General features: G+C 70.8%; 14 protein-coding genes. 5 read left to right on the forward strand and 9 right to left on the reverse strand.

The window, feature by feature from the left end:
- Nucleotides 1-134: 134 nt before the first annotated feature.
- Nucleotides 135-1,814: a rhamnogalacturonan lyase B N-terminal domain-containing protein gene (locus AC067N_RS03530; protein WP_478677228.1), complete on the reverse strand. Its 1,680-nt coding sequence runs from the start codon at nt 1,812-1,814 to the stop codon at nt 135-137.
- Between the two features lie 191 nt (nt 1,815-2,005).
- On the opposite strand from AC067N_RS03530, the gene AC067N_RS03535 reads away from it, so the two are divergent.
- Entirely contained in the window at nt 2,006-3,049 is a 1,044-nt protein-coding gene (locus AC067N_RS03535; RefSeq protein ID WP_478677229.1) for a rhamnogalacturonan acetylesterase, read from the forward strand.
- A gap of 77 nt (nt 3,050-3,126) precedes the next feature.
- Entirely contained in the window at nt 3,127-4,899 is a 1,773-nt protein-coding gene (locus tag AC067N_RS03540; protein ID WP_478677230.1) for a DUF2264 domain-containing protein, read from the forward strand.
- 65 nt (nt 4,900-4,964) lie between these two features.
- Here the strand turns inward: AC067N_RS03540 and AC067N_RS03545 are convergent, their stop codons facing one another.
- Nucleotides 4,965-5,582 carry a TetR/AcrR family transcriptional regulator gene (locus AC067N_RS03545; RefSeq protein WP_478677231.1) on the reverse strand — a complete coding sequence of 206 codons (618 nt, stop codon included), beginning with the start codon at nt 5,580-5,582 and terminating at the stop codon, nt 4,965-4,967.
- Between the two features lie 143 nt (nt 5,583-5,725).
- Complete coding sequence (locus AC067N_RS03550; RefSeq protein ID WP_478677232.1) at nt 5,726-7,045, reverse strand: jacalin-like lectin; 1,320 nt, start codon at nt 7,043-7,045, stop codon at nt 5,726-5,728.
- 238 nt (nt 7,046-7,283) lie between these two features.
- On the opposite strand from AC067N_RS03550, the gene AC067N_RS03555 reads away from it, so the two are divergent.
- The 3 genes from AC067N_RS03555 (at nt 7,284) to AC067N_RS03565 (ending at nt 10,844) form a co-directional block, all read left to right on the forward strand.
- The gene (locus AC067N_RS03555; RefSeq protein WP_478677233.1) at nt 7,284-9,008 is read left to right on the forward strand and encodes a PHP domain-containing protein; all 1,725 of its coding nucleotides are present in this window, start codon (nt 7,284-7,286) and stop codon (nt 9,006-9,008) included.
- Between the two features lie 8 nt (nt 9,009-9,016).
- Nucleotides 9,017-9,523 (forward strand): hypothetical protein, encoded by a 507-nt coding sequence (locus AC067N_RS03560; protein WP_478677736.1) that lies wholly within the window; start codon nt 9,017-9,019, stop codon nt 9,521-9,523.
- A 409-nt stretch (nt 9,524-9,932) separates the two neighbouring features.
- On the forward strand, nt 9,933-10,844 hold the full coding sequence (locus AC067N_RS03565) for a D-alanyl-D-alanine carboxypeptidase family protein (protein ID WP_478677737.1): 912 nt from the start codon (nt 9,933-9,935) through the stop codon (nt 10,842-10,844).
- A gap of 119 nt (nt 10,845-10,963) precedes the next feature.
- Here the strand turns inward: AC067N_RS03565 and AC067N_RS03570 are convergent, their stop codons facing one another.
- From AC067N_RS03570 to AC067N_RS03595, 6 genes are all read right to left on the reverse strand, one after another.
- A complete protein-coding gene (locus AC067N_RS03570) occupies nt 10,964-13,867 on the reverse strand; it encodes a glycoside hydrolase family 2 TIM barrel-domain containing protein (RefSeq protein WP_478677234.1) in 2,904 nt (967 codons plus the stop codon).
- A 184-nt stretch (nt 13,868-14,051) separates the two neighbouring features.
- Nucleotides 14,052-14,945, reverse strand: a complete 894-nt coding sequence (locus AC067N_RS03575) for a carbohydrate ABC transporter permease (RefSeq protein ID WP_478677235.1) — start codon at nt 14,943-14,945, stop codon at nt 14,052-14,054.
- Nucleotides 14,942-15,907, reverse strand: coding sequence for a carbohydrate ABC transporter permease (locus AC067N_RS03580; RefSeq protein ID WP_478677236.1), 966 nt, complete (start codon nt 15,905-15,907; stop codon nt 14,942-14,944). The genes AC067N_RS03575 and AC067N_RS03580 overlap by 4 nt, the downstream gene beginning before the upstream one ends.
- A gap of 23 nt (nt 15,908-15,930) precedes the next feature.
- A complete protein-coding gene (locus tag AC067N_RS03585; protein WP_478677237.1) occupies nt 15,931-17,196 on the reverse strand; it encodes an ABC transporter substrate-binding protein in 1,266 nt (421 codons plus the stop codon).
- A gap of 309 nt (nt 17,197-17,505) precedes the next feature.
- The gene (locus AC067N_RS03590) at nt 17,506-18,759 is read right to left on the reverse strand and encodes an ROK family transcriptional regulator (RefSeq protein WP_478677238.1); all 1,254 of its coding nucleotides are present in this window, start codon (nt 18,757-18,759) and stop codon (nt 17,506-17,508) included.
- A gap of 192 nt (nt 18,760-18,951) precedes the next feature.
- On the reverse strand, nt 18,952-20,199 hold the full coding sequence (locus tag AC067N_RS03595; RefSeq protein WP_478677239.1) for an FAD-binding protein: 1,248 nt from the start codon (nt 20,197-20,199) through the stop codon (nt 18,952-18,954).
- Between the last annotated feature and the right edge of the window lie 114 nt (nt 20,200-20,313).

The raw sequence follows: 20,313 nt of genomic DNA on the forward strand, positions 1-20,313 counted from the left end.
GCCCCAGCCGTTCACGCGCGGCTGACGAACCGATGGGGCGGTGGCAGAGTCTGCCACCGCCCCCACCTTCGCCGACGAGTCACGTACACGTGCAACGGCGGCACGAACCAGCAGTGCACGCGCGGGACGTGATCTCAGACGAGTAGGTCGATCGCGTCGATCGACGTCCCCGCGCTGAGGTAGGAGGTCGTCCCCGAACCGCTCACCACGTTGATCTTCAGGATGTTGTACTGGCTCGGGTTCGTCAGCCAGGCGGACGCGGGCACGCTGTAGGTGAACGTGTGGTTGTTGCCCCGGTACGAGCCGTTCGTCAGCGAGCGGGTGTTCGGCTGGGTGGGCGGGGAGGGGATGGCCGAGGTCCAGCCGTTCACCTCGATCTGCGGCCGGCCGTTCGCGTAGGCCGTCGTCACGCCGATCCGCAGGGTGTGCGCGGCGGCGGCCTGGGCCGCGGTCAGCCGGAAGTAGACGAGGAGGCCGCTGTTCACGTCCTTCCAGAGGTAACAGGGGAAGTCGGAGGACTCGGTGCCGCTGCCGATCACCACGTTGCCGGTCCAGGAGGCGGCCCGGACGTCCGACGGGTGCGCGTACGTCATCAGGTCCGCGTTCTTGAAGCCGCTCGGCGTGCCGTTCCAGTCGTTGATCCGCCAGATCGCGCTCGCGTTGGACGGGTCGTTAGACGACGGGATGGCGATCGTGTTGAGCGTCGTCGTGCCGCCTGCCGTGACCGTCACGGAGGTCGTGTACACCGCCAGCTCGCTCTTGTAGACGGTCAGCGTGTACGTCCCCGGCAGCACACCCGTGATGTTGAAGTAGCCGTCCGACGAGCGTGCAGAACCCCAGTACTGCGCGGCCGAGTTGGCGAGCCCGACCGTGTACGGGTACGACGTGTTCCGCCCGGTGATGCCGACGCCCGCGACCCGGCCCCGGCCGCCCGCGCCGACGTAACCGGCGATACCGAGCGCGTCCGCCCAGGGGGTGGTCAGCGTGCCCGGGAACAGCGACGAGGAGGGCGCCCCGCCGTCCGTGAACGCGATGACGTACGGGCCCTGGAGGCCGAACCGCTGCGCCTCGGTCTGGTTCTGCCCGTAGTACAGGATCTCGTACAGCCCGCCGCCGTCCGCGCTCTGGTGGCGCAGCAGCGAGCGGTAGAACGGGCCGCCGGAGGCCTTCTCGTGGTTGCTGCGGACGATCCACAGGCCGACGCCGTTCGCCGACCAGCCGACGTAGTCGTAGTCGATCACCCGCAGCCGGGAGAAGTGCTTCGAGCGGGTCTGGCCGTCGGACTTCCGGAAGACGTCCGAGGCCTCGATGGTGGTGGGCGCGTACGTGTAGGAGTCGGGCTGGTCGTTGAGGAACAGGCCGGCCTTGACGCGCAGGATGAAGCGGGTCGCCGACACCGAGCTGTCGGCCTTGTTCGTCCACAGGTAGATGTTGTTCTCGCCGCTGCGGGCCGCGTAGTAGTGCCGCAGGGTGCCGTAGGCGACGGAGACCAGGATCGTCGAGCCGGACTGCCGGATCGTCACCGTGGAGCTGCCGAGTCCGGACTCGATGTGCGAGTTCATGCCGCCGTAGCCCTGGTACTCCGTGCCCCGGTAGACGAGCGACGCCAGGTCCCCGTTGCTCTTCCTGACCTTGAACACGAGGTTCGCGCCGGTGTCGACGACGTAGTGGGTGCCGTCGTCGCTCCAGCCGAACGCGGCGGCGCGGGCGGTACCGGCGAGCGGCCCGGCGAGCGCCGCGCCGGCCGCGGTCGCGGCCGTGCCGAGCACGAAGCCGCGGCGGCCGAGCGCCGCTCTGTCGGTGGCCTGGGACATGGGGGTGCCTCCTCGGGAGGTGTGGGGGGCGCGGGTGATTCGGAAGAGTGACAGTTGAATCGATTTCGCGAAAGGGCTTGCGCAGCAAGGAGGTTAGCAATCTTGTGAAAGTGGGCGGACATCTAGAAAGCGCTTGCCGAACGGGGTACGGTCCAGCCGCCGGGTCTTGTCCCCCCTCCCGAGGAGCCGCAATGAGACGTTTCACCGTGGCCGCGCTGACGGCGGCGACCCTGGGCACCGTCCTGTCGGCCGCACCGGCCCAGGCGCACCACGGCCGAACCGTCCTGGGTCCGGAGAACTGCACCGCGAACGCCTGCCACTTCGACGTCCCCCCCGGCACCTACGACGTGACCGTCCGCCTCGGCGGCGAGAGCGCCGCGAGCACGAGGATCACCGGCGAGACCCGCCGCGCCCTCCTGCCCGAGACGGCGACGGCGGCCGGCGAGCCGGTCTCCCGCGGCTTCACCGTGAACGTCCGCACCCCAGAGGGCGAACCCACCGGCGCCGACGGCACCCCCGGCCTCGACCTCGTCATCGGCGGCTCGGCGCCAGCCCTCGCCGACATCCGGGTCACCCGCGCCTACCGGGCCCGGCAGATCTTCCTCGTCGGCGACTCCACGGTCTGCGACCAGCCCGGAGACCCGTACTCCGGCTGGGGCCAGCAGCTCCCGCAGTACCTCGGGAAGGGCCTCTCCGTCGCCAACCACGCCGACTCCGGCGAGAGCACGGTGTCCTACCTCGCCGACGCACGGCTGTGGGACACCGTCCGGCCGCGGATCCGCCGCGGCGACCTGGTCCTGATCCAGCTGGCCCACAACGACAAGCAGACCGACGAGGCCACCTACCGCGCCAACCTGGAGACCCTGGTCGCGGGCGTCCGCGAGAAGGGCGGCAGGCCGGTCCTGGTCACCCCGATCGTGCGCCGCTGGTTCAACGCGGACGGCACCCTCGACAACAACACGGCCCTCCTCGTCAACGGGCTCGGCGTCGACCACCCGGCCGTCATCCGCTCCGTCGCCGCCGCCCACGACGTGCCCCTGATCGACCTCACCGCGAGGACCAAGTCGCTGGTCGAGTCGCTGGGCACCGAAGCCTCGAAGGCGCTCTACCTCTACAACGAGAAGCGCGACAACACCCACACCTCCGTCCACGGCGCCACCGTGTACGCCGGCCTCGTCCGCGACGAACTCGTCGCCCAGGGGCTGGTGCCCGCGGGCAGGACCAGGGTGGGATGAGCCCCTGGGGCGCCCCGACCGGAACCGGGGCGCCCCAGGTTCCAACCGACGGCGACGACCCAGGAAAGCGTGCGCACATGCCCTCCCAGCCCGACGAGGACCGCAGCCTCAGCCCGTACACCGGCTACACCCGCGCCCACTGGGAGGCCGCCGCCGGGGCGCTGCTGGCCGCCGTGGAGCCGTACGCGACCGCCGACGGCGCCCTGTACCACCTGCCCGGCGACCGTACGAGCTGGTCGGGCCGGCTCTCGGACGGTCTCGAGGGCTACGCCCGCACGCTGCTCCTCGCCGCGTTCCTCAAGGACGAGAAGGCCCTCGCCCGCTACGGCGACGGACTCGCGGCCGGAGTCTCGGGGGTCTGGCCGCGCATCGAGGACCGCGGTCAGCCGCTCGTGGAGGCGGCGTCCGTCGCCCTCGCGCTCCGGCTGACGCGACCGCTGCTGTGGGACCGCCTCGACGACGGTGTGCGACAGCGCGCCGCGGACTGGCTCGGCGACGCGCTCACCGCCGAACCCTGGCCCTGCAACTGGGAGTTGTTCCCGGTGACGGTCGGCGGCTTCCTCCAGGAGATCGGCCATGAGCCGGAGCTGTCCCGCCGGGTGGTCGAGGAGCGGCTCGACCGTATCGAGCAGTGGTACCGCGGTGACGGCTGGTACACCGACGGCGACGGCCGCAAGTTCGACTACTACAACGGCTGGGCGATGCACCTCTACCCGGTGCTGCACGCCCGGCTCGCAGGCGACGAACGCCTGCTGGACCTGTACGGCGGCCGTCTCTCGGCCCATCTCGCCGACTACGCCCGCCTGTTCGGCGGCGACGGCGCCCCCATGCATCAGGGCCGCTCCCTGACCTACCGCTTCGCCACCACGGTCCCGCTCTGGCTGGGCGCCCTGACGGGCCGGACACCGCTCGGCCCGGGCGAGACGCGCCGACTGGCGTCCGGCGCCCTGAAGTACTTCCTCGACCGGGGCGCCGTCGACGACCGCGGCCTGCTGTCGCTCGGCTGGCACGGCCCCGACCCGTCCGTCCTCCAGGGCTACTCGGGCCCCGCCTCCCCGTACTGGGCGAGCAAGGGCTTCCTCGGCCTGCTGCTGCCGCCGGACCACCCGGTGTGGACGGCGACGGAGGAGGCGGCGCCGGTGGAGCGGGCCGACGAACTGCGCCCCGTCGGCCCGCCCAACTGGCTCCTCCAGTGCACGCGTTCGGACGGCCTGGTCCGACTCCACAACCACGGCAGCGAGGACGTCCGCTACGACCCGCACTACACCCGCCTCGCGTACTCCACGGTGACGGCGCCCGTACCCCTGGCGGAGCCCCCGGTGCCGTACGACAACAGCGTGATCGTCGACGGTGACGCGACCCGGACGGACATCGAACCGCTCGGCGTGGGCGAGGGGTGGGCGGCGTCCCGGCACACGGCCGGCGGAGGAGCGCGGGTGACGAGCCTCGTGCTCGCGCGCGGGGCGGTGGAGGTAAGGGCCCACCTCGTGGCGGGGGCGGCGCCCGGGACGCCGGTCCGCGTGACCGGCTGGGCGGCGGCCGACGGCGTCCGCGCCGAACTCCGGCCGGCCATCGGCCTCACCGCAGCCACCGGCGAAACCGACGGCGGGACGGGGCCGGACTCCCTCACGGGAGCGACGGCCGACGGCGCCACGCTCTTCGTCGCCCTGGCCCGGCTGACGGCCGAGCCGGACCCGGTGCCGCTGGCGGACACGGTGTCCGTACGGCTCGGTGCGCCGGGCGAACTGCACGTCAGCTGGACCGGCGGGCCGGAGGCACGGGTCCGTCTGACGGACGGCTCGGTCGTCTCGGACGCCCTCGTACCGGTCGGTGTGCCCCGCGCGACGTGACGGTGCAACCGGACGGCGCGGCGCCGACCGGCGTGCTCCCGCGGTTCAGGCGTGCCCGCAGGCTGTCAGGCCCGCGGTGCGGCGTCGCCCGGTTTCCCGGTGTCCCGCGTCGCCGCCTCCCGGGGCCAGTTCTCCAGGGCCACGTGCAGGGCCTCGATCGCCCGGTCCCAGGACGCGCGTACGTCGCGTGCCGCGCCGAAGCCGCCGTCGGCCTCCAGGGCGCAGTAGCCGTGGAAGGTGCTGCGCAGCAGGCGTACCGCGTCGGTGAGATCGGGTTCTTCGAGGCCGTAGGCGCGCAGCATCCCGTAGGTGATCTCGGCGGTGCGGCGGAAGACGGGCGAGGCGGCCACGAGGTCCTGGTCGACGCGTGCCTGGGTGGCCGCGTACCGACCCGGCCGCTCCAGAGCGTACGCCCGGTAGGCCCCCGCGAACGCGGCCAGCGCGTCCTTCCCGGCCCGCCCGGCGACCGCCTCCGCGATCCGCTCGATCATCTCCCCGCCGGCCAGGAACGCGAGCCGGGTCCGCAGGTCCTGGAGGTTCCTGACATGCGAGTACAGACTCGCGTCCTTCACCCCGAACCGCCGCGCGAGCGCCGACAGCGTGACGTTCTCGAACCCGACCTCGTCCGCGAGATCGGCCGCGCCCGCCACGACCCGCTCGGTCGTGAGCCCGGTTCTCGGCATGGGCGACCACCTCGTGTTCCGTCCGCCTGGGGTGTCCGTGCGACAGCCTAAGGCAGGCGGCAATTGTCCGAGGGAGCACACCGGGTACGGGACCCGGCGCGCACGGACGGTGCGGGCCGGGTCCCGGGCGCGGTCCGGGCCGGTCAGCCGATCGGTGCGTACAGGACGCCGAGTTTGTCGATCTCGGTGCCCGAGCGGCCGGTGAAGCCGACGATCTGCCGGCCTGCGGGGGCGGTGAAGGTCCGGGTGTCGGCGGTGGGCGTGCCGGAGGCGAGGGTGCGGCCCTTGTCGGTGGTGAAGGCGGCGGAGAAGATCCGGGTGCGGCCGTCCTTCTTGCCCTGGGTGAGCTTCACCGAGGTGAGGTGCTCGCCGGGGGCCAGGGTCAGCGAGGCGGCCGTCCCGCCGGTGCCTCCGTGGGTGAGGGTCGTACCGCCGTCGTGGGTGAGCGCCACCGCGTCGAGGCGGGACGCGCCGCGCAGTGTGAGCGTGCGGGGCGAGACCGTCGCGGGGAGGTCGTCCGCGTCGCTGAACGCCGTGCCGTGCGGGCCGCCGAAGAAGTCGCTCGCCCCGAGCCGGGAGTTGACCGTCCAGGAGAAGTCGACGGTGTGCGGGAAGTGGTCGGAGAGGTTCTTCCCGGCCGCGTCGAGGAACTTCGCCCACTCGTTGTGGTAGCGCGTGGCGGTCAGGTCCACGACGGCGCTGTCCCGGTAGAGGACCTTGTCGACGACCTCGCAGTCCTGGGCCGGGGCCGTGGTGGCGCAGACCAGCGCGTCGCCGCCCTGGGCCGGCGGCGTACCGCCCTTGACGAGGTCCACCCACGGGTCGCGCAGGCCGTTCTCCGTCAGCAGCGTGCGGATGTTGTCGCCCGTGCGTGTGTAGCGGGTGTTGGTGTCGCCCATGACGATCACCGCGTTGCCCGCCGAGTTCGCCTTGATGAAGTCGGACAGCTGTGTGATGTTCGCCCGGCGGGCGGCCAGGGCCGCGTCGTCGGAGTCGGCGTTGGTGTGCACGTTGTAGAGGTCCACGAACACGCCCTCGGCGAGCCGTACCCGGGCCAGTGAGAAGCCCTTGGGGGTGAGGCAGTTGGTGCCGGTGCACTTGTTCCACTTCACCCGCTCGAAGTCCTCGAAGGGGAGGTCCGAGAGGGTGTTGAGGCCGTCCCCGAAGGGCACCCCGCCGCTGGTCGCCGTGCGGTACGGGTGGTCGTCGCCCGCGTACAGCGCCGCGTGGTAGTTGAAGTCCTCCTGCACGTTGACGATGTCGTACGCGCCGAGTCGGGGCGAGATCAGCGGAGTGTTGGTCTTCGGGCTGCCGGAGCTCAGCCCTTCAGGGAGACCCGCGACGTTGTACGTGAGCACGTTGAAGGTGCCGGAGGCGGCGGCCGTCGCGGGGGCCGCACCGGTGGTGGTGAGGCCCGTGACGGCCAGGGCGGCGGCGGCGAGGGTGCCGAGGAGTCGTCTCATGCGGGTACTCCGGAGGGGGGTGGGAAAGGTGAGCGGTGCTCAGGTTCTGTGGTAATCAGTGTGACGGGCAAGGGCGGTTGAGGAAACAGTGAGGGACGTGGCGATCCGCCGCATCCAGGGAACCTGACGGCCACTCATGGATCGTTTAACGTTCATGTTTCGCCTCGATTCTCCACGGGTGGCGCGGTCGCGTCACGAAAGGCAGCCGCAGAAGGCAGCGGCATCCAGGAGGCGTTACATGGGACACGGACACGCGCACGGCCACGGGCATCACCACCACGGGCACGACCACGATCATCGGCACGAGGCGGCGGCCGCCCTCCCGGCCGCCTTCGACACCTCCGTGCCCGACGAGGCGCTGACCCCCGAGCAGCAGTCCCGCCGCACCCTGCTGCGCCGTGCCGGCCTGCTCGGCGCGGGCCTGACCGTCGCGAACGTCCTCCCGCACCACACCCAGGCCGCGGCCGCCCCCGCATACGCCACCACGGACGGCCGTAAGCGAGGTGGCTTCCTGTGGCTGGCCGGTGACCACCACATCCACACCCAGTACAGCAACGACGGCAAGTACCGCGTCGTCGACCAGGTCCGCCAGGGCGCCAGGCACGGCTTGGACTGGATGGTCATCACCGACCACGGCAACGAGACGCACGCCAAGATCGGCGTCGAGAAGGTCAACCCGGACATCAAGGAGGCCCGGGCCGCGTACGAGGACACCCTCGTCTTCCAAGGCCTGGAGTGGAACATCCCGGCCGCCGAGCACGGCACGGTCTTCGTGCACCCCGGCAGGAACGAGGTCTCGGTCCTCAAGCAGTTCGAGACCGACTACGACGGCGGTGTGAAGAAGGCGACCGACTCGACGCCCGCCAACGAGGCCCTCGCCATCGCGGGCCTCAACTTCCTTGCGGACCAGGTCCGGCGGCGCAAGGTCAAGGACATCCTGATGCTCGCCAACCACCCCGCGCGCAAGGGCATCGACTCACCGCACGAGATCCGCGCCTGGCGCGACGCCACGTCCGCGCGCCACCGGATCGCCGTCGGGATGGAGGGGGCGCCCGGCCACCAGGCCGCCGGCATCGAGAAGTCCGTCGGCATGGGCCGCGCCCGCGGTCTCTACGACGGCAGCCCGGGCGCCAACTCCTTCGCCGGTTACCCCCTGGAGAGCTACCGCACCTGGGGTGGCTTCGACTGGATGACCGCCACCGTAGGCGGCCTGTGGGACAGCCTCCTCGCCGAGGGCAAGCCCTGGTGGATCACCGCCAACTCCGACTCCCACAACGTCTACACGGACACCGCCAAGCGCGGCGGCCCGGACAGCGACTACACGGCCAACGGCAAGCACACCGACCCCGTCTACAGCGGCAGGATCGACCTCACCGAGGGCGACTACTGGCCCGGCCAGTACAGCCGCACCCACGTCGGCGCCGACGGCTTCTCCTACGCCGCCGTCATGGACGGCATCCGAGCCGGCCGCGTCTGGGTCGACCACGGGCAGCTCATCAGCGGCCTCGACGTCCGAGTCTCGGGCGGCAGCCGCTGGGCCACCCTCGGCGGCGCCCTGCACGTCAAGAAGGGCACCAAGGTCACGGTCACCGTTGACGTGGCGCTCGCCGACGGCGCCAACTGGGCAGGCTTCATACCGAAGTTGGCCCGTGTGGACGTCATCAGGGGAGATGTGACGGGCGCGGCCGCAGACAAGGACACCTTCACCGCCCCGACCGCGAAGGTCGTGAAGTCGTACGAGGTGAACAAGTCCACCGGCACGGTCCGGCTCACCTACGAACTCGGAAAGGCCGACCGCCCGCTCTACGTCCGCCTGCGCGGCAGCGACGGCAATCGCTCCGCCGTCGGCGCGATGGGCGCGGCCGTCGACCCGGCGGGCCCCGCCATCGACGTCGTCGGCGACGCCGACCCGTGGCGCGACCTGTGGTTCTACTCCAACCCTGTGTGGGTCCTGCCCTCGTGACCGTGGCGATGTATGCCCTCACCGTGGACGCCGGGGTCACGGACCTCCGCGCGGCCGATCACCTGCTCCACGCGCTGGCAACTGAACTCGCCCTTCCCGAGGGGGCGTTCGGCTGCACGCACTTGGTACGGGGAGACCGGCCACGCGTCGCCCTGTCCCTCGCACTCCCGTCGGAACCGCTCCTGCGCAGCGCCCAGGAGCGGCTCACGGCCCGGGGGTACGAGGTGACATCCGGCATCCCCGACCCGATGGGCCGCGCGGTGCTCTACCCGGGCGTCTCCTCGCTCACCGGCACGCTGACGATCGCGGAACTGCTCTCCCGCTCCGCGATCGCCCGCGTGACCGTCCTGGGCTCACCCGGGCAACCCGCCCCGGACACCGCACTGGTGACACGAGATCACGTACGTCCGCACTGGCATGACGGCGAACTGGTCCTCCCCGCCATGCCCGCAGTCGGAGGCACCCTCGTTCCGTTCGAGGTACCGGACCCGACGCCGTGCTGCGCGGACCACTGAGAGCGTCTCCGGAACTCTTGAGGGCCCTGGTCATCGCGTGGCTCCGAGGGGTGGAAGCGGTGACGAGCACGGACGGGTCCGGGATTGGCGCCCCGCCGGCCTTCTGGTGCCGCAACAGGCCGGTTGCCTGGGCGAAGCCGTGGCGCCGGCGGCGGGGGCTGCGCGTACTTCGAGCGCGCGGCACCCTGTGTCCGAGCGGAAATGCGCATAAAGGGGTGCCCGAAGGCTGGTGGGAGAGCTGTGCGACCATACTCTCCCTTGTGATCCATGTGAGGACAGGGTGCGTTGTGCCCGCTCTATGGCTTTCATTGCGATTCGGCTGGCTTTCGGAGCGTTTGAATTGACAACCCTTGACAAGAGCAGGCGTGTTCGCCGGAGTGCGGGTGCACGAAGATCCGGTGCGGGGCGCCTGCGCAGGATCGCCGCGGTCGCCGCGACCGCGGGTACCGTGCTGCTGGCCACGCCGGTCGCCTCGCCCGCCCAGGCGGACACCGCCCCCACGGTCAGCGCCAAGGGCGCCTACCTGCTGGACAACGCGACCGGCACCCAGCTGTTCGGCAAGTACTCCGACACGGAGCGGCCGATGGCCAGCACGACCAAGATCATGACCGCTCGGGTGGTCCTCAGCCAGACCGGTCTCGACCTCGACCGCAAGGTCACCGTCAGGCAGGCCTACCGCGACTACGTGGCGGCCAAGGGCGCGAGCACCGCCGACCTGAGGACGGGCGACCGTGTGACGGTCAGGCAGCTGCTGTACGCGATGATGCTGCCCTCGGGCTGTGACGCCGCGTACGCCCTCGCCGACACCTTCGGCACCGGTGACACCCGCTCCGCTCGGGTGAAGTCGTTCATCGGCAAGATGAACAAGAAGGCCGCCGACCTCGGTCTGACCCACACCCACTTCGACTCGTTCGACGGCATCTCGACGACCGGAGAGAACTACACCACCCCGCGGGACCTGGCGAAGCTGGCTCGCAGCGCGATGAAGTACTCGACCTTCCGTGCCGTCGTCAAGGCGCCGAAGACCGTGCGCTACGCGACCACGAGCACCGGCGGCACCCGCACCTACACCTGGTACAACACCAACCAGCTGCTCGGCTCCTACACCGGCGCCAACGGCATCAAGACGGGCACCAGCACCCCCGCCGGACCGTGTCTGGTCTTCTCCGCCACCCGTGGTGACAAGACCGTCATCGGTGTCGTGCTGAACGCCACCAGCCGGTACGGCGACGCCGCGAGGATGCTGGACTACGGCTTCGGCACCAGCACCGCGTCGACCATGCGGCTGCGTCAGTTGCCCGCGGACGCACAGCGGGACTGACCGGGGCGAACGACCGGGGCCCGGGAACGACATGCCGTTCCCGGGCCCCGTGCCGTGATGGCGCGACCGTCCGGCCGCCCGGGTTCTGCCGTCGAGGCTCCCCCGGGAAGCGACGGGAATCAGTCGCCGGTCGCCGAGAACACGAAGGAGAACTCCGCCGGCTCCGCCCGCAGGTGGTACTGGGGCAGGGCACCCGGCCCGCAGGACTGCGAACCGATGCCCATCTGCCCGTGGTCGAGGTTGACCCACACCGTGTCACCGGCCCGGAGGTCCGTGAGGTGTTCGGCGGCGTCGAGTTGTTCGCTCGTCCAGCGCCGGGCGGTGAACCAGAACTCGGGGTCGCCGTCGATCCGCAGACCGCCGAGTTCCGCCCAGCGGACGTCGGGGCGGGCCCCGTTCTCCTGGGGGCGGACGTACGGGGTCTGCAGCTCGTCGACCGTGGAGTGCCAGCGGTACAGCATGGACGCCGACTTGGTGTCGGGGTAGCCCTCGCCGGGGCCGCCGCCGTACCACTTCACCGTGTTCGCGGACGACAGCCCGAAGCGGATGCCGAGGCGGGGGAGCGGGACCGTCCAGTCGCCCTCCGGGTCCACCGACACGGTCAGCCTCAGCCTCGACCCGTCCGACGTCCACCGGTACGTCGTGCGCAGGCCGATCTCCCACGCCGCCGGCGCCACCCGGGTCCGTACCGTCAGCGCGTCCTCGCCCAGCTCGACGGCGTCCAGCCGGTGGCGCATCCGGTGGAGGCCCAACGTGCGCCACAGCAGGCCGTACCGCTGATCCGGCTGCCAGGACGCCCCGGCGTCGTTGTCGGTCGGCGCCCGCCACACGTCCAGCCGCAGCCCCGTCACATCGAGGCCTCCGATGGTCTTCAGCGCGCCCGTGCGCACGTCGAAGGAGGCCGGACCGAGATGGATCAGCCGCTCGCTCGCCGTGGGACGGTCACCCGGCACCACCGTCGGCAACGGCCGCTCCACGACCGGCAGCTGGGCCCACGCGACCTGGTGGTCCTTCCGGCCCCACGCGCTGTCCTCGGCGAGCAGTGCCCGCACGGTCCACAGCGCCTCGCCCGCCGGTCCGCCGGACGGCGGCTGCGGCAGCTTCACCTCGGCCGATTCGCCGGGCCTCAGGGCGGGCACGGCGAGGGCGCCCGCCTCCAGCGTCTTCCCGTCGACCTGGTACGACCATTCGAAGGTCAGCCCCGAGAGGTCCGCGAAGTCGTACGCGTTGCGCACCCGTACGGTCCCGGCGGCGCCGTCGCCGTCGATCCGGACCGGCTCGACGACCTTCTTGAACTCGGTCAGGCCGGGGGACGGCGTCCGGTCCGGGAAGACCAGGCCGTCGCAGACGAAGTTGCCGTCGTGCAGCTCCTCGCCGAAGTCGCCGCCGTAGGCGTAGCCCAGCCCGGGGTGCTTGACGCCGTGGTCGATCCACTCCCAGATGAAGCCGCCCTGGATGCGCTCGTGCGCCTCGAAGATCCGCTGGTAGTCGGCGAGACCGCCGGGGCCGTTGCCCATGGCGTGCCCGTACTCGCACTGGATGAAGGGCAGTCCCCGGCGCTTGTGGGTGCCGCCGTCCAGGCCCTTGCCGATGCGCTCGACCTCGGCGTGGTCGGCGTACATCCGGGAGTAGACGTCGGTGTCCCGGCAGTCCCAGTCACCCTCGTAGTGCACGAGTCGGGAGCCGTCGCGGCCGTGGATCCACTCGGCCATGGCGGTCAGACCGCGGCCGGTGCCGCACTCGTTGCCGAGCGACCACATCACGACCGACGGGTGGTTCTTGTCGCGCTCGACCATCCGGGCCGCACGGTCCAGCAGGGCCGGGGTCCAGCGGTCGTCGTCGACGGGGTTGTCCCGCCAGTTCTGCTCGGTGAAGCCGTGCGTCTCCAGGTCGCACTCGTCGATCACCCACAGCCCGTACTCGTCGCACAGGTCGAGGAAGGCGGGGTGCGGCGGATAGTGCGAGGTGCGCACGGCGTTGATGTTGTGCCGCTTCATCAGCAGCACGTCCGCGCGCATGGTCTCCAGGTCGAGCGCGCGGCCCCGCTCCGGATGCCACTCGTGGCGGTTGACGCCCTTGAACAGGATCGGCCGGCCGTTGACCTTGATCAGGCCGTCCTCCAGCACGACCGTGCGGAAGCCGATCCGCAGCGGGACGCGCTCGCCCTCCGTCACCAGCTGACCGTCGTACAGGCGGGGGATCTCGGCGGTCCACGGCTCGACCGGCACGGTCACCGCCTCGCCCGTCGCGACATCGATGTCCAGCGCGGGCACGAGGACCCTGCCGTCGACGTCGGAGTCGACCCGCAGGGTCCCCGTGCCGCCCACGTGGTCGTACGAGGCGTGTACGAAGAAGTCGAGGACGGCGCCCGCCGGGCGGTGCAGCAGGGTGACGTCCCGGAAGATGCCGGGCAGCCACCACTGGTCCTGGTCCTCCAGGTACGAGCCCGCCGACCACTGGTGGACCCGCACCGCGAGCACGTTGCCCGTGGGCTTCAGCAGCTGCCCGACGGCGAACTCGTGGGCGAGGCGCGAGCCCTTGAACTCGCCGATGTCCGTGCCGTTCAGCCAGACCCGGGCGCAGGACTCCACGCCGTCGAAGCGGAGCACGGCACCGCCGTCCGCGGGCCACCCGTCGGGCAGGTCGAAGTACCGCAGATGGTCGCCGGTCGGGTTCTCCGTCGGCACCCGGGGCGGGTCCACCGGGAAGGGGTACAGGTGGTTGGTGTAGATCGGCGCCCCGAAGGCCCCGTCGCCCTGCAGTACCCAGTGCCCCGGCACGGACACCCGGGCCCAGCCCCCGGCGTCGTACCCCTCGGCGGCGAAGGAGTCGTCCTCGGCGTCGGCGGTCGGCGACAGCCGGAAGCGCCAGTCGCCGTTGAGGGACAGGGACCGGGCGTCGGAGGACGCGTACCAGGCGCGGGGCGGCAGGGCCCCGCTGCCCGGTGAGACGTCCTCGACGTAGTCGACGGACGAGGCGGTGGTGCCGGTGGTGCCGGTGGTGCCGGTGGTGCGGAAAGACATCGGTCTCCTTGCTGGTTCCCAGTGCCGCGGCAGGCAACGTTTGCCCGTCAAGGAGCGGCGTCTGGTGCGTGCTCTCGGCGTGCCGGGCGCAAGCCCTCGTACCGGACCGTACTCGGGCTTGTGCCCGGTGCGGCGAGAGTGCGTGCCGGGCGTCGCGACGGGGTGAACGCTGCCTGTTGCGGCACTAGCCCTTGATGCCCGTCTGCGCGATGCCCTGCACCAGCCAGCGCTGGAGGAAGAGGAACACGAACACCAGGGGCAGGATGGAAATGGCCGTCGCCATGAAGATCAGATGGAAGTTGACGGTCTGGCCGGTCGTGTAGTTCGAGAGCGCGACCTGGACGGTCCACGCGCTCGGGTCCTGGCCGATGACCAGGGGCCACAGGAAGGAGTTCCACCCGCTGATGAACGTGATCGTCGCCATCGCGGCGAAGAAGTTCAGCGAGTTGGGTACGACGACGCGCCAGTACGCGCCCAGGTAACCGAGCCCGTCCACCCGCGCCGCCTCCTCCAGCTCCTTGGGGAACCCCAGGAAGTACTGCCGGAACAGGAAGCAGGTGAAACCACTGAAGAGCCCCGGGATGATGAGACCCCGGTACGTGTCGATCCAGCCCAGCGAGGACACCAGGACGAAGCTGGGCACGAACGTCACGGCGGTGGGGACCATCAGGGTGCCGAGGACGACGTAGAAGACCTTGTTGGCGTGCTTGTAAGGGATGCGGGCGAGACCGTAGCCGGCCAGCGAGCAGACCAGCAGGGTGCCCACGGTGTGCAGAACGCCGACGACGGCCGAGTTCCACAGCGAACGCGCGAAGTCGACCGACGGGTCGTCGAACGGCTCGTTGACGTTCCCCCACTGGATGTCGCTGGGGAACCACTTCCATTCCTCGCCCGTGATCTCGGGGTCCGTCATCAGGGCGTTGCGGACGATCAGATAGAAGGGGATGAGGAAGAGGAGCGCGGCGACGCCGGTCGCGAGGTAGAGACCGGTCGAGCCGATGACGCTGCCGGCGCGGACCCTGCGAGGCCTGGCCGGTGCCTCGACCCGCTGCGCCGGAGGTGTCGTCGTGGTGGTCACTTGGACTCCTCACCCCTTCCGAATCCCATGATCTTGCCCTGGAGCAGGGTGACGAGGCAGATCAGCACGGTGAGGATCAGCGCTCCCGCGCTGCCCGCGCCGTAGTCCTGGCTCTCGCCGAGCGCCTTGTAGTACAGCTCCATCAGCGGCGGCCGGCCCCAGGTGGTCTTCGCCAGCAGGTTGAAGAACTCGTCGAACGCCTGGTACGCGGCCACGAGGAGCAGCAGGATCACGGCGGTGGAGGTCGCCCGCAGCTGGGGCAGGGTGATGTGCCAGAACGTCTGCCAGCCGGGCTTCGCGCCGTCGATCGCGGCGGCCTCGTAGAGCTCCTGCGGGATGTTCTGCAGGGCCGCGATGAAGAGGATCATGTAGAAACCGGCCTGGAGCCACAGTCGCACGGTCACGATGACCAGCCAGTACCACGGCGGGTCGGGACTGCCGAGCCACGCGGTGTTGTCGATGCCGAACATGTTCAGGAAGGTGTTCGCCATACCGAAGCGGACACCGTTGAAGATGGACATCTTCCAGATCAGCGAGGCGGCGACATAGCTGACAGCCGTCGGCAGGAAGAACACCGAGCGGAAGAACGCCCGCATGAACCGCAGCCGGTTCACCATCAGCGCGAGACCGAGCGAGGTCGCCCAGGTCAGCGGCACGATGAACGCGGCGAAGACGGTGAAGGTACCGAGGGACCCGATGAAGTCCTCGTCGGTCAGCATGAGCACGTAGTTGTCGAGGCCGACGAACTTGCTCGGGGTGACCGTGAAGCGGGCCTCGAAGAACGAGAGCCACAGGCTCCACAGGATCGGCGCGTAGACGAAGACGGCCAGGCCGATCAGGAACGGCCCGGTGAAGAGCCAGAAGTTGAAGGTGGGGGAGCCCCGCAGCCCCCGCCGCGGCCTGGCCGGAGCGGCCTTCGCCGGGGCGGGGCTGGAGACACCGTCCTTGGTGATGGTCGACATGTCGTGGCTACCTGTCCGCAGGTCTATCCGAAGAGCTTCTTCAGCTCGCGGTTGACCTTGGCGTCGGCCTTGGTGAGCTCCTTGTCCGGGTCACCGCCCTTGCGCACCGAGTTGGCCATGACGTCCTCCAGGGCGGTGATGCTCGCCTGGGTCCAGCCGATGTTGTCGAAGTGGCCGAACTCGTTGAAGAGCTTCACACCCTCGGCGGGCAGACCCGACTTCAGCTTGTCGGCGGACTCCGCGATGGAGGTGCGCGGCGGGATGTGGAAGCCGTAGGAGAGCGCCCAGTCCTCCTGGAACTCCTTCTGGTCGATCCACAGCCACTTCACGTATTCCTTGGTCTCCTCGACGTTCTTGCCCTTGGCGTTGACGAACATCGACCAGCCGCCGTTGTAGACGGACTGCTTGCCCGCGTCGCCGACCTTCGGGAACGGGAAGATGCCGAGGTCGTCGCCGAGCGCCTCCTGCATCTGCGGCATCGCCCACATACCGCACCACTGCATCGCCGTCAGGCCCTGGTTGAGGGCGGACGGGTCCCAGAAGTCGGTCGGCGCGTCGAGCAGCAGGTCACCGCTGGTGAACAGCTTGCGCAGCTGCTTGAAGCCGTCGACGACCCCGTCCGTGTGGTAGGCGATCCGGTTCTTGTCGTCCAGGTGCTGCGCACCCGCCGACCAGATCAGCGGGCTGACGATCGCGTGCAGCGTGTTGCCGAGGTAGGCGCCCTTGACCTTGCTCGTGGTCAGCTTCGCGGCGGCCTCGACCAGCTCCTCCAGGGTCTGCGGGACCTCGACACCGGCCTTCTCGAACATCGACTTGCGGTAGAAGAAGAACTGGGGGTCGTCGATCATCCGGATGCCGTAGATCTTGCCGTCGACCGTGTGCGACTGGATGTCGGCCGGGTTGAAGTCGTCCTTGACCGGGTCGATCAGGTCGGTCAGGTCCGCCACCTGGCCGCTCTCGATCATCTGCAGCTGCGGGTGGAACTCGAAGCAGTCGGGGGCCTTGTCCGTGAGCAGCGTCGCGAACAGCTTGCTCTCGAAGTTGGAACCGGTGATCCACTGCGTGGTGACGTTGCCGCCCTTGTACGCCTTCGCGTACCGCTTGATGGCCTGCTCGGTGCCGGCCTCGCCGTAGGCGTGGAAGTACTGCGTCAGGGCCTTGCCCGAACCGGAGCCGCCGCCTCTGCCGTTGTTGCTGCCGCACGCGGCGAGACCCCCGGCGGCGGCCAGACCCAGCGCGGCCCGCAGAGCGGTGCGGCGGTCGAAGTTCCTGTTGCTCAATGCCGACATGCTGACGTCCTTGTCTCGAGTACGGCTCCCGGCGACGCGCCGGTGCATGGCTCTGCGGCTCAGTGCCAGTGGCTCAAAGAGGCTTGCGGAGCGGGACGTTAACCTTCGGCTAAGGCTTCGGCAAGGGGTTGAACGAAGTCTGTTCGAAGCGTTGCATTCGGTTCGGGTGTCCGAACACCCTTGTCGTGCGGTGGAGTTGGGGACGAAAACGAGGGCCGCCGGGTCAGGGTCCGGCGGCCCTCTGCTCAAGGGGGTGTCACCCCCGCGACCAGGCCCGATGCCGGGCCGGCGCGGTGCGCACCCGTTCCCTCACGACGCCGGGGCGGTACGGTTCCTCGCGGGGGCGCCGCGTCGGGTGGGCCGCTGGCTGATGGACGACAGCGCCCCCTCGAGGGCGAACGTCGCGGCGCCCAGGCACACCGGGTCGGTCGGGATGGGGGACAGGACGATCTCGGCGGCGTCCAGCGGCCGGCGCAGCGAGTGCCGGGCCACGGCCTCCCGCACCTCGGCCAGCAGCGGTTCGCCGAGCGTGGCCGCGACCCAGCTGCTGAGCACGACCACTTCCGGATTGAGCAGATTCACCAGGTCGGCGATACCGGCACCGAGGTAGCGGGCGGTGTCCCGGACGACCTTGAGCGCGACGGGGTCCCCGTCGGCGACGCCCCGGGCGAGGGCGTCGATGGTCGCGGTCTGGTCCTCCGGGTGCAGCAGGGTGCTCTGCGGGGCGAGCTCCCGCAGATGCAGCATGATGCCGGGCGCCCCGACATAGGTCTCCACACAGCCGTGGTTGCCGCAGTGGCACAGCCGCCCGTCGAGCACGAGCGTGGTGTGCCCCCACTCCCCGGCGCTGTTGCTGACCCCCCGGTGCAGTCCGCCGCCCAGCACCAGCCCGGCGCCGACCCCCGTGCCGAGGTTCACCACGACGGCGTCCCCGCGGCCCCGGGCCGCGCCGAACCACAGCTCGGCGACCGCGCAGGCCCGCAGCGGATTGTCCAGGTGGAGCGGGTAGGCGATGTGCTCCGCGAGCAGGTCGAGCAGCGGGACGTCGTGCCAGTCCCAGTTCGGGGCGTACTCCGACACCCCGCCCTCCCGGTCCACCTGCCCCGGCACGCTCACCCCGACGCCGAGCACGCGCGCGCCCTCGACCCCGGCCTGGGTGACCACCGAGCCGACGGCCGCCGCGACATGGCCGACGACCTGCTCCGGCCGGCTCTCCCCGGGGCGCATGTCCTCGTCCGCGCGGGCCAGCACGTTCAGCGCCAGGTCGAACAGCTCGACCCGGACATAGGTCTCCGCGATGTCGACGCCGATCAGCGCGCCGCCCGCGGTGTTGACGGCGACGAGGCCCCGGGGGCGCCCGCCCGCCGAGTCCTCGAAGCCGACCTCGGTGATCAGCCGCAGGTCGAGCAGCTCCCCGACGAGGGTCGCGACCGTCGCGAGGCTCAGCCCGGTGGCCGCCGCCAGCTCCTGCCGCGACGTGGGAGACTCGGCGATGATCTGGCGCAGCACCTCATAGCGGTTCGCGGTGCGAATGTCGCGAGACGTGCGCTTCACCGACGACATGTTCTCCTCGATCCCTCCAGGCCATGACGAGGCCTGCGGCCCCGGCGCGGCGCAAGGCTATGACTCGGAGAGACTTTCGACAAGGGGTTAGGAAAGGGGGTTTACAAAGTTCCTCCGGCAGCTGACGCCCCCTGGCCGGAGAGCGACGGGGCGCCTCGGGCCCCAGGTGGGAGAGCCGCCCGCCGGTCCGGCTCAGTCGCCGAGCACCTCCCGGACGAAGGCGTTGCGGAACGTGCCCGCCGGGTCCAGCGCCTCCGCCAGCGCCCGGAATTCACCCAGCCGGGGGTACAGCCCCCGCAGCGCGGCCCCCGGAACCGTGAACACCTTCCCCCAGTGCGGTCGCGCCCCGAACGGAGCCAGCGCCGCCTCCACCCGCCCCACCACCGGCAGGACGGCCGCCGCGTCCGCGATCCAGGTGAAGTGCAGCGCGACCGTGTCCCGGCCGTGGGACGGACTGAGCCACTGCTCGTCGGCGGCCACCGTACGGACCTCGCACACCTGGAGCACGGGTGCCACCGCCTCCCGTATCCCGTCCAGCGCGCGCAGCGCCTCCCCGGCGTCGGCCCGCGGGAGCAGATACTCCGACTGGAGCTCCTCCCCGCTGCTCGGCGTGAACTCCGCCCGGAAGTGCGGCAGCCGCTCGTGCCACGGCCCGGGCACCCCCAGCTGCTCGGTGCAGTTCACCGCCGGCATCCCGGGCACCGGGTGCGTCGCCTCGGCCGCCGGGGCGGCCCACGGGAACTCCCGGTAGGGCTGATCGGTGCGCCGCTTGACCCAGACCTGGTCGAAGCCGGAGTGCCGCCAGCGGGTGAACAGACTCACGCTGTACGCCGCCGCCGAGACGGCCGCGAGGTCCGGCCCGGACAGGGGGAGCGGACCGTGGACGGTCTGGCTCACCTCGAAGGCGGGCTCCAGGTCCAGGGTGAGCGCGGTGACCACACCGAGGGCGCCGAGCGATGTCACCGCCCCGCCGAACCGCTCGTCACCACGCCCCAGGGTCAGCGTCGAGCCGTCCGCGACGACCAGTTCGACCTCGCGGACGGCCGCCGCGAGGGGCCCGTTGCCGTTCCCCGAGCCATGGGTGCCGGTGGCCACCGACCCCGCCACGGAGATGTGCGGGAGGGAGGCCATGTTGTGCAGGGCGAGCCCATGGGCGTGCACCGCGCGGGCCAGCTCCGCGTACCGGACACCGCCCCCGACCCGTACCGTACGGGCCGCCGAGTCCACCTCGATCGTCGGCGGCAGCCCGGACAGCGACAGCAGCACGCCGTCCGGGCCGGGCTCGGCGATCTCGTTGAACGAGTGGCCGCTGCCCAGCACCCGCACCCGCCCACTGCCCGCGACCAGGGCCCGCAGCGCGTCGACCGAGTGCGGCCGGTGCAGCTCCTTCGCGCTGTACGTGATGTTCCGCGCCCAGTTGGTCAGGGCCTCGGTCGTCATGCCTGAATTCCTCCACGATGTGCGAGCCCCGGGGGCCCGATCCGATCCCTTGCCGTCGGCGCCCATCCTTCCCCGGTCCGGGCCGTCCGTTGCCCCCTCTCGCCGGCCCGCCTA

It is taken from the genome of Streptomyces sp. NPDC042364 (genome assembly GCF_056437585.1).